Genomic DNA, 10,493 nt, shown 5'->3' on the forward strand with positions numbered 1-10,493 from the left:
CCGCCTGAATCACGTAACAATTTAACTCGGAGTGGTGCCAAAACCATTTGGCGCCACTCCCGTTGTCATCGGAACAATCAGCCGATCCGTGACGACATCATTCAGGGTCGGTTCGTCGCAAATGAACGGCTAAAAGTTTCCGAACTTGCCGAATGGATGGGAACCACGACTAACCCCGTAAGAGAGGCGTTGCAGCAACTTCGTGGCGAGGGATTTGTCGTCATGATGCCAAACCGCGGCGCGCGTGTGCGGGCGATAGACGAAACCTTCGTGCGCGATATTTTTGAGATCGAGGTTCTGATCGAGCCAGCCCTGACGCGTTGGTTCGTGGGCCTCGCAACCAAGGCGGATCTCAACGCCCTGGAAGATTTGCAGGCGCGGATGGAGGATTTGAATTTTGCCGATCCTCATGCCGATTCAAAGCTAGACATGGCATTTTATCAGGTCATGTACGATCGTCACTACAACCGCCACGCGGTCGACTTATGGTGGCGACACCGGGAAATCCTTTCCGCCATCAGCCGGCAGTTCCCGACCTCACTAATCCGCCAAACAAGCGTAATAAACGAGCACCGCGGTTTGCTTAAGTGCATCGAGAGCCAAGATGCCGACGGCGCAGCAGCAATTATTGCCCAACATGTTGAGGGGTCAGGCCGGCATATCATCGAGCAGATGCGACTGATCAAGCGGCGAACTTGAATTTTCTCATTATCGAAGAATACTTAGAGCGACGTCCGAATATTCTCCACTCTTGAAGGGATCTGAACCAACGACCCCATAAAGTGGAATTACAATAAAGCGGCAAGCAAGGTAGCTAGATACTCGATGGGCATTCCTGTAGTGCCGCTGGCATGAAGCGCGTTGCCCAAGTGGCGATAGAACGACATGCGCTCGTCAGGCAGTGCGCGCATTGTTTCCTCACCTCCCGACCGGATGAAGTAGTAGTCCTCCAGCATGTGAGCTAGCTGAAACTCTCCAATGTCGGGCCAATGTTTCAACTGACTGGCGAGGTAAGGAGCAGCACTAAGCAATTGTCTTACTGGTATGTTGAGACTTTCAACGATACCCGGTGGCCAATCCTTCTGAAGATGTATCGAGGTTATGACCCCTTTTTGATGAGCATGTAGGAAGTCGCTATAGTCTTGGGCGGCAATTGCTTCATGAAAAGCTGGCCCCATGTCTGACCGCTGGACTTGCGCCCTGTAGGCAGTAGCTGCCGTGTCGAAACCCGGCACGTCCTTTAACCGGGCAAACTCACAATCAACCCTTCCTTCACCGCAGGTGACGGCAACATATCCACCGGGATAAGCGACTGGCGATGGAACTGCCAGATTGACGAGGCTGTCATACTCTATTCGCCCTGCCACATGCATATGGCCGCTAAAATGCCAGCGGATACCGGCTTGAGCCAAAAGACGGCCGCTTTCAAGTGAAGGCATCCGTTTTGACCAATCCGGCGTGCTGGCTGCCTTGCGCATGTTGCCCTTGCCGGTCATTGCCAAAGGCAAGGCTGGATAGTGAGAAAATGCCAGAAGCATCTTGCCCGAGCGCGATGCGCGTTCGGCCACATTCGCGATCCAGTTCAGCATGTACGGGCGTTGTTTCAAAACATGATCCCATGCTGCATTCGACCTCACCTGCCAAGCACCATTTTCACGGTGGAAAACATTAGCATCCAAGATCAGAAGCCAGAGGCCCTCCAAAGGTTCGACGAGATAGGAGAAATCAAGACCTGCAGGGTTGCTGTCTACAGGATACCCTCTTGCCAGGTCGTCACTGTGGCCGAAGGGTGTTTCCCAATGAAGCACATTATCAGGCCGAATGAACCCGTAATTCGCCATGGCTTCGACCGCATCCGCGGTCGACATGCCAAGCATTCCGATTTGAAAGACGGCCGGCGCCGGTGTTTCATCATTACTCGTGACGAGAAGCGGATCAAGGCCATCGCCCTTTGTCAGCCATTTAGCCTGATGACGCGTCGCGGGCCCGAAACAATCATGATTTCCGAACGTCACGAAAAACCGCATACCGTGCCGTTCCTCATATGAAGAAAGAATGCGCTTCAAGGCCGCAACGGCGCCTGGCTGACCGTCGTCTGAATAGTCGCCTAACAGCACCACAACCCGGATGCCGCGCCTCACGATATCATCCAAAACAGCCATAAATGCCGCATGGCTTTCGTTGAACACCCGCGTGGATGCCATCGTCTCTTCAAACGTGCGAAGGGCAATATCGCCACTGCCCTCCTCTATCCATCCATAGCCGCCGTAGAGATCATGGAGATGAACATCGGCAACCACTGCAATCTGCATCAGGCAGCAACCCCATTCATGTCACCGCGAGCAGCCTCGAACAGGTCGGGACGGTCGAGATTGATGTAATCGACGCCCGCGGAAGCGATCTCCCGGTGCACAGCAATGTCATCGCCCCCATAATAGACCATTATGTCCAGGCCTGCCTTGCGGCTTGCCTCGATGATGCCAGGGCGGCGCATTTGCTCGGGTGTGATCTCGATAATCGATGCATGATGCACTGCACCGACCAGAGAGGGAGACTTGGCGATGTTAAGCGTCATCATCTTGCGAAATTCCGGTGCAATCATTTGTAGGTCGCGGCGCATCTCCTCGGAGAAGGAGAAATAAAACGTTTCGCGCACCATGCCCAGATCTCGCACCAGTGCCACGACCTTGGCCGGGTCGCAGTATTTCAGTTCGATATAGACACCGGCGCGACCGCGCAGATGTTCGAGATAGACATCGAGCCTCGGCACTTTGGCGCCCTTGAATTTTTCATCAAACCAGCTACCAGCATCGAGCGTGTCGATCGCGCCTGACAGCATATGACCGACCGGACCTTTGGCGTTTGTGGTGCGGTCCAGCGTTTCGTCATGGATGACATAGAGTACACCATCTGCGCTTTCGCGCACGTCGAGTTCGATATAATCAGCCCCTTGCTCCAAAGCGAGATCGGCCGCAGCGAAGGTGTTTTCCGGCGCAAACTTATTTGCACCTCGATGCGATACAATTTTGGTCACTGAAGATTCCTGTCAGTTTGCGGGTGCGAGCACGCGGGCGCGACCTACGGTATGGTGTGAAAGATCGGCATGGACACCGGCGATCCGATTCCCCGACGCGTCGAACACAAGCGTCAGTTCGGACTTGCACGTGATGCCGACCTTGGCGCCCGATGCATGCCGAACCGTTTCGCCATATTCCAGCGCATGGATGAGACCCGCTGGCGTACTGATCGTGTAGAAGACTTCACGGCCCATCGGCTCAACGGTGACGATCTCTCCATGAAATGGCGCTATATCAGCCGACGTAAGCGTGATGTCCTCCGGGCGAAGACCGAAGGTTACTGGGCCGGAGCCTTCCGCGCTTAGATTAAACGAGGCGTTTTCGACCTGAAGGCGACGGCCATCAGCATTGCCCTTCAGGAGGTTCATCGGCGGCGCGCCGATAAAGCCTGCCACGAACAAATTGTTGGGACGGCGATGCAGATCCTCCGGTGTGCCGATTTGCGCTATTTCGCCATTGTTCATGCAGATGATCCGGTCTGCCATGGTGATCGCCTCGATCTGGTCGTGGGTGACGATCAGCGTGGTGAAGCCTAGACGTTTCTGGATGCTTTTCAGCTCCGCCCGCATGGTGATGCGCAAAGTGGCATCGAGATTGGACAGCGGCTCATCCAGCAGGAGAATATTCGGCTCCTTCACCAGCGCGCGGGCAAGTGCTACACGCTGCTGCTGGCCGCCGGAAAGCTGCGATGGACGGCGGTCGAGCAATGCGCTGATCTGCACGAGGTTTGTCGCCTCTTCCACACGACGAGCAACCTCTTCCTTGCCCATCGCCTTGAAGCGCAGCGGAAAAGCAATGTTTTCCCGCACCGTCAGGTTGGGGTAAAGCGCATACGACTGGAATACGATACCGACATTACGGTCACGCGCATCGATGCGGTTGACGTTGTGACCATCGAAAGCGATCTCGCCGGCGCTTGGCGCGTAAAGACCGGCCAGCAGGAAAAGCGTCGTCGATTTGCCACAGCCGGAAGGACCAAGAATGGCGACGAATTCGCCGTTTTCGATCTCGAGGTTCATCGGTTTGAGAACCTGTGTGTCGCCCCAGTTCTTGGTGACGTTGTCGAGGGTGATTTTTGCCATAAGTGTTAGCCCTTGATCCCGCCGAAACTCATCTGGGTGATGTATTTCTGCGTGAAGTTGTAAAGGATCAGCACAGGCAGGAGGTAGACAATACCGACGGCGGCGATCATGCCGTAATCCGCGCCCATGTTGTCCTGTGCAACGAAGAAGAGGTAGAGGCTCATCGTCATCTGGCTCTTGTCGATTAAGAGCGTCTGGACGAAGACATATTCCTCCCACCCTCTGAGGAAGGTGAAGGTGGCGACCGCGATCAGACCGCCACGCACCTGCGGCAGCACGACCATGCGGAAGGCCTGCGAGCGGGTGGCGCCATCGGTCACGGCACTCATCTCTATGTCCCAGGGAACGTTGTCGAAAAAGCCTTTGAGAACGAAAATCGCAAAAGGCAGCTCCAGCGCACTCATGACCAGTGCGACGCCGATGAGACTGTTAAGCAGGCCCATGTAATGCAGCTGGATGAAGATTGCGACTGTGAGCGCTAGCGCCGGAAAGGCGTGCAGCAGCAACAGCCCGCGCAAGAAGTTCTCACGGCCGGCAAAGGCGAAACGCGAGAGCGCATAGGCCGCAGGCGTCGCAACAAGCGTGACGATCAGCGTCTGAGCGATGGCAAAGGCAAGAGAACTGCCCAATGCCGCCCATACTGATGGCATAAGGTCCATGCGCGTAGTGCCGGTGCCTTCAATATCGCGATTCCAAAGGAACCGGTAATTGTCGAATGTAAGGTATGGTGCGAGGAAAATCGCTACCAGAATAACGACCACGATACCAAGTGCTGCCCACGACAGCGCCGGCTTGCGCAGCCGGTCGGCCAGCAATGCCAGCAAGATGGCGCCGAGATAGGCAACAGCCGCGATCGCGGTGCTGCGCCACAGGATCATTCGGCTGACCTCACTGTCCGAAGAGGTCAGAGACTTCACCAGCAGCCACAAATAAGGCAGGAGTACCGGGACAGACACGATCGTCAGGAAGATCATGATCGCCGAGAGGAACCCGGCGCGATTGAGCGCGCCTCGCCGTTCCAGGCGGGCCCAGTCATCGTGCGTGACTGGTGCCGACACGGTCGGGGATGTCTTCATTTGAGCAAGAGCCATCACAGCACCTCGATCTTTGGAGCGGCGAAGGTGGAGCGCATGTTGGTGATGCGCCATTGCAGGAGGGTAAAGGCGATGCCGATCACCATCAGTCCGAGAGCGAGCGCCGCGCCATAGGCGTAAGCGCCGTTTTCGAATGCGCGGCGATAGATATAGAGCGCGTAAGGCGTGGAATCGTAGACCGGGCCGCCTCCGGTGATCAACAGGATATATTCATAGGTCGTCATCAGCGAAAGCGCCTGATAGATCGTGATGAAGCGGATCGGCTGCGACAACGCTGGCGCCACGACATGGCGCAGGACGCCCCATTCGCTAGCGCCATCGACCCGTGCGGCGTTGGCCAGATGCGAGGGGATGGAGCGAACCGACGAGGTGAGAATGACCATCGCGAAGGAGGCGCCAACCACACCATTTGCCAGGATGACGAGGAAGAGCGGGAAATCGTTACGCAGATTGATTGGTGGCAGGCCGAACGTTCCGGTGACCTGATTGAGCAGGCCAGACGGCGACGGATCAGCAATCCAGATCCACAATATGCCGTAGAGCACGGCTGGCGACATCCGCGGCAGGAGCCAGAGGCCACGGAAGAAGTTGCCGAGCCTTTCAGGGATTGCCGTCGAAGTCATCGCAAGAAGCGCACCGAGGCCGACATTGAAGATGAACAGGGTGGCGGTCACGTAAACCAGCGTTGTCAGTAGTACCATGGGCAGGCGCGCGTCACGCTGCACGATCCGCTCGAAATTCTTGACGGTGAATTCACCGACACGAAGATTGGCGCCCATGTCAGTAAAGGCGATCACCGCGTTGACGACGATTGGTGCGAGGAAAAACACGGCAAGGAGCGCGGTGGCCGGTGCGAGATAAAGCAGCGGCCGGGCGGGGCGATGAGGCCTGAGCTGGAAATTCGACATTAAAAGGTACCAATGGGAGAAACGATGCCGCCCGACAGAGGCCGGGCGGCACGGATTGTGATTGGGCTCAGTTGCTGGCGGCGTCGCGGATCTCGATATCTCCGCCGAACTGCAGCTCGAGTTCGTCCGCGATGAATTCGACAGCCTGTTCGGCCGTCATCTTGCCAGTTTCGACAGCCTGCAGGCCGCTGAACAGAACTTTGTTGTAGCTGCCGAACTTGGTGTGGTTCGGCACGAACTGGGCGTGTTCCATCATCGGCGAAGCAGCCGACAGGACCCAGTTGTCCTTGTATTTCGGCATCGCCGTCTGCGCATTGCTGATGGCCGTGTGGTAAGAGGTAACGGCGTGTTCGTTGTTGAAGTAAGGCAGTGTCGCCAGCGCGACGAGATCGGCAGCAATCTCGGCATTCTTGCTCTTGGCGTTTACCGTATAGAGAAGCGGATGCGACAGGTTGGCAGGCTTGCCACCTATTTCTGCGGCCGGTGCTGGAATCCAGCCGATCTTGTTAAAATAGCCTTCCTTGTCGGTCGGCCATGTCGCGCCGTTCTTTTCACCAACCTGCCATGCAACGGCCCAGACGCCCTGATGGAAGACAAAGGCCTTTTCCTGCTTGAAGGCGCCCTGGATGGCGTCCCAGCTCATGGCCGTATTGTCGACCGGGGTCACGCCCTGCTTGGCGTTACGCTCGTACCAGCCAAGCGCCTTGGTCATCTCGGCCTTCGGGAAAATCAGCTTGCCTGACTTTTCGTCCATGAACTTCACGCCATAGGACTGGAAGACCATAAGGTAGTCGATACCGACATTCGGACGATGCAGCATGCCGTAATCTGCGGCCTTGCCATCGACGACTTCCTTGGAAAGGGCGGTCAGGTCATCGAGTGTGAATTCGCCCGCCTCGACCTTGGCCGGCAGACCTTCGATGAAGGCTTCGTCCTTCCCGATCTTGCGCAGCATGTCCTTGTTGTAGAAGAACATGCGGATCTCCGCATCCTGCGGCACACCATAGATTTTTCCGTCGGCTGCCTTGGCTGAATTCCACAAGACCGGCAGGATATCGCCATAGACCCATGGAGCAGCGGCGATCTTGTCGTCCATCTGCAGGGCATAGCCATCCTGGGCAAATTGGCCGATCCACTCATGCGGCAGAACGTAGATATCCGGGCCCTGCCCGACGGACAACGCCTTTAGCGTTTCCAGCGCCAGATCGTCCCAGCCCTTGACGGCGCTGTTGTTGGCTTCGATGACGATGTGCTTGTCGACACCGGCAGCTTTGAACTGCTTGTTCATGATCTCGGCCGCACCTTCGATGTTGGTAACGCGGCCTGGAGCGCTGCGCTCGGCAAGCGTGGAAATCTTGATCTTGATGTCTTCGGCATGCGCGATACACGTGGACAGAGCGGAGAGCGCCACGGTGGTAAGAAAGGCAAGAGATTTGGTCATGAGAGGGTCGGTCCCGTTGTTGATTGTTATTTAATTAAGTTGCTTAAGTAACAAAATCATGACATCGCCGATCCATGATGTGGAGAACAGTCCTTGCTTACTAGCAGCCGCAGGCCATTTGACGGGATCGGAAACACGCAGGCAGCCGTGCTGCGCTACCTTCGACGCAAGCAATCCGCGTCGCGCGCTGAAATCGCCGAACTGTGTGGCGTGACGCCGGCTGCCGTCAGTATGATGACGCGTGATCTCATCGAACGCGGGATAGTGTTGGAGGGTGCCAAACGTCAAGTCGGTCGGGGCGCCCCGCAGATCGATCTGTCACTTAATCCTTCGATCGGTTTTGCGCTGGGGGTTCACGCCAACCGCTTTTCCATAACACTCAGCTTGTTAGATTTTGGTGGCATAATGGTGGGGGAACTCCACCTCCCCGGCCGCTATGACACTTTTGCCGAGGTTCAGAATGAAATCCGTAACGGCAAGGACCGGCTGCTGGCGCAGGGCGGAGTAGGTAACAACCAGCTGATCGGCGCCGGCATTGCGATGCCGACGCGTTTTCGGCATGGCAATGCCTTTCTCGATCTGGCGCAGGAGGTGATTTCCTGGGCCGGACCCGACCTGACGGCATCACTACAAGCCGGTCTCGGCTGCACCGTAGTGATCGAAAACGACGCCAACGCCGCGGCCATGGGGGAACTGACGGTTGGCAATGCCGCTGCCCATCAAAATTTTGTCTATCTCTATCTGTCTGAAGGGATTGGCAGCGGCATCATCATCGGAAGGCAACTTTATCGTGGAAGTCTCGGTAATGCCGGCGAGGTCGGTGCTTTGCGGGCGCGCGGCCTTAGCCGGCCTTCATTCGAAGATCTGGCGGATTGGTGCGCAAGCCGCTCGGCCAAAGTGCCTGCGGACAGGTCCCCGGATGCATGGAAACATTATCTCGACACCAATGGAGATGTTCTGGGTGATTGGCTGAAACGGGCCGGACCAGAAATTGCCCGCCTGGCGTTTCCCGTCAGCGCGGTTCTCGCTCCGCAGGCCATCTATGTCGGCGGGACTTTACCGCTGATGGTGCGCGAGCAGCTGCTGCCTTGGCTGAACTTTTCAGTTTCTGATCCATTCGAAGGCGCCCGCGTGTTGCAGCCGGAGATTTTGCTGCCGGAAGTGTCGGCGACAGATGCCGTTGCCTTCGGTGCTGCAGCGATGATCCTTCATGACCTACCTGGGCGAACCTAGTTCATCAATGAAAGGCCGATCGCGATATGGGTTGCTAATCGTGTCGATGACTGAATATCGCACACAAGACAACTGGATTGTAAATATCGATCCAGAAACCTTCATTGGCGTTAAATCTCTGTCCGTCAAAAATTCGAAGATGTGCGCCTTGAAAGGAGTCGAACCGTTAAACGTCAAAGCTATCTCATCAAGCCGTTAACATTAAAAAAGAAGTCGGAACATGAGCGAGCAACAGAAATCGGCTAGGCGTCTACAGCTGGTGCCAGGCCAAATGATGAGACGAAAAAGGATCTAGGCAGTCTTCCGCTTAGCAACTCAGCTTAATAAATTACAATGGCGGTAGCGTCACCAACTAGAAAAGGAAAATTGAACTCAGATCGACTTCAACCATGGCATCCGCCGGACCTATAAAGAGATGGCTAGGGACCTCATTGCCGACGTTGACGCCAATCAGCGCCTGATGCCAATCTTGTTGGATATCATCCAGCCGGTGGTGCTGGGGCAAGACACCGGGCCATCAGCCAGCGAGCCCGCAGATGCATGGCGAGGTCGCAAACATGATGGCAACCAAGGCGGTTCTCGATTTGGTGGAGCGACAGTTCCTTGCCGCAGACAAGCTCCTTAAACTTACCTGCCGCATTAATGTCGTGCCCGACGGCGCGGAACTGCCGATCGTGCTGTAGGACAATCTGGTCGCGATCCTTGCGTTTGCATCTGGCGAGTGGAAGCCCGCGTTTCTCAACGAGCGGGCAATTCTGGAAGATTTGATGGGCCGCGCTGACGCAACTGGAGCCCCAAAACGCAAAAAGCCCCGTGAGGGGCTTTATTGGGATATTACAGATTTTTTGGTTGCGGGGGCAGGATTTGAACCTGCGGCCTTCAGGTTATGAGCCTGACGAGCTACCGGGCTGCTCCACCCCGCGTTACCAGCGCGAACCTTTGGTTCGTCGCGACAGAGCAAACACATTGTGTTTGCGTCTCTACCCGACTTTTGCCTTGGGCAAAATGTCGTCTCGGTCCGGTTTTTGCTGAAGGCAAAATACCGTTATTTCCAGCGTTAAACCCTTTTGGATTTATCGCGACCGCGTCACAGCATTGCTGTGATGCATCGTGCCGGAGCAATTCCTTCAGGATTTGTCTCCTGTAAGGGGCGCAGCGTATTTGGGCGCACCGCCTTGTTTGTATTCTTATGCTTTATAACACAAAAGGCCGCGTTGTGTGCGGCCTTTGACTGGCCTTGTGGCCGTTTGTTTTTGTGTTTGAGAAGATGTTGGATGTTATGTTGCGTTTTGCAGACCTGGCAGCGACCTACTCTCCCGCGTCTTAAGACGGAGTACCATTGGCGCTGGGGCGTTTCACGGCCGTGTTCGGAATGGGAACGGGTGCAGCCGCCCCGCAATAACCACCAGGTCGGCAAAACGCAACAACATACGTTGTTTTCGAGAAGCTGGAGAGAAGACATTCGTCTTACTCTATTTAATTTACACGTCTTTCTGTGACCTATCTGTTTGGTAGCCTTGCTCGACTTTGAGCGTGGCATCCATACAGACCAGAGGTCGTCGCGCCCTGTGGCGCGGCCCGTCCGGAGCGCTATGCGCGTCAGGACAGAACAGATTTCATCAAGCTTCGCTTGATGAACATAATCAATGGGAACGAAG

At 55.9% G+C, this 10,493-nt stretch carries 9 protein-coding genes, 1 tRNA gene and 1 rRNA gene; 3 read left to right on the top strand and 8 right to left on the bottom strand.

From position 1 onward, the window contains the following. Window positions 1–45: 45 nt before the first annotated feature. On the top strand, window positions 46–699 hold the full coding sequence (locus tag QRN85_RS24305; protein ID WP_284760460.1) for a GntR family transcriptional regulator: 654 nt from the start codon (window positions 46–48) through the stop codon (window positions 697–699). An 89-nt stretch (window positions 700–788) separates the two neighbouring features. Here the strand turns inward: QRN85_RS24305 and QRN85_RS24310 are convergent, their stop codons facing one another. From QRN85_RS24310 to QRN85_RS24335, 6 genes are all read right to left on the bottom strand, one after another. Continuing rightward, complete coding sequence (locus tag QRN85_RS24310) at window positions 789–2,312, bottom strand: metallophosphoesterase family protein (RefSeq protein WP_284760456.1); 1,524 nt, start codon at window positions 2,310–2,312, stop codon at window positions 789–791. After that, window positions 2,312–3,034 (bottom strand): glycerophosphodiester phosphodiesterase, encoded by a 723-nt coding sequence (ugpQ, locus tag QRN85_RS24315; RefSeq protein ID WP_113099760.1) that lies wholly within the window; start codon window positions 3,032–3,034, stop codon window positions 2,312–2,314. Before ugpQ ends, QRN85_RS24310 begins: the two co-directional genes overlap by 1 nt. Window positions 3,035–3,046: 12 nt before the next feature. After that, window positions 3,047–4,159, bottom strand: coding sequence for an ABC transporter ATP-binding protein (locus QRN85_RS24320; protein WP_113221504.1), 1,113 nt, complete (start codon window positions 4,157–4,159; stop codon window positions 3,047–3,049). 5 nt (window positions 4,160–4,164) lie between these two features. Further along, window positions 4,165–5,250 carry a carbohydrate ABC transporter permease gene (locus QRN85_RS24325; RefSeq protein ID WP_162739362.1) on the bottom strand — a complete coding sequence of 362 codons (1,086 nt, stop codon included), beginning with the start codon at window positions 5,248–5,250 and terminating at the stop codon, window positions 4,165–4,167. Next, window positions 5,250–6,161, bottom strand: coding sequence for a carbohydrate ABC transporter permease (locus QRN85_RS24330; RefSeq protein WP_284760458.1), 912 nt, complete (start codon window positions 6,159–6,161; stop codon window positions 5,250–5,252). Before QRN85_RS24330 ends, QRN85_RS24325 begins: the two co-directional genes overlap by 1 nt. Before the next feature lie 67 nt (window positions 6,162–6,228). Further along, window positions 6,229–7,602 (bottom strand): ABC transporter substrate-binding protein, encoded by a 1,374-nt coding sequence (locus tag QRN85_RS24335; RefSeq protein WP_113221502.1) that lies wholly within the window; start codon window positions 7,600–7,602, stop codon window positions 6,229–6,231. A 93-nt stretch (window positions 7,603–7,695) separates the two neighbouring features. On the opposite strand from QRN85_RS24335, the gene QRN85_RS24340 reads away from it, so the two are divergent. Together QRN85_RS24340 and QRN85_RS24345 are read left to right on the top strand one after the other, a co-directional pair. After that, a complete protein-coding gene (locus QRN85_RS24340) occupies window positions 7,696–8,835 on the top strand; it encodes an ROK family transcriptional regulator (protein WP_113221501.1) in 1,140 nt (379 codons plus the stop codon). A 557-nt stretch (window positions 8,836–9,392) separates the two neighbouring features. Then, window positions 9,393–9,518, top strand: a complete 126-nt coding sequence (locus tag QRN85_RS24345; protein WP_284760459.1) for a hypothetical protein — start codon at window positions 9,393–9,395, stop codon at window positions 9,516–9,518. 163 nt (window positions 9,519–9,681) lie between these two features. On the opposite strand, the gene QRN85_RS24350 is transcribed toward QRN85_RS24345, so the two are convergent. Together QRN85_RS24350 and rrf are read right to left on the bottom strand one after the other, a co-directional pair. Further along, window positions 9,682–9,758 (bottom strand) — tRNA-Met (locus QRN85_RS24350). A 372-nt stretch (window positions 9,759–10,130) separates the two neighbouring features. Beyond that, window positions 10,131–10,245 (bottom strand): 5S ribosomal RNA (gene rrf / locus QRN85_RS24355). Between the last annotated feature and the right edge of the window lie 248 nt (window positions 10,246–10,493).

It is taken from the genome of Agrobacterium sp. fls2-241-TYG-188a (assembly GCF_030209845.1).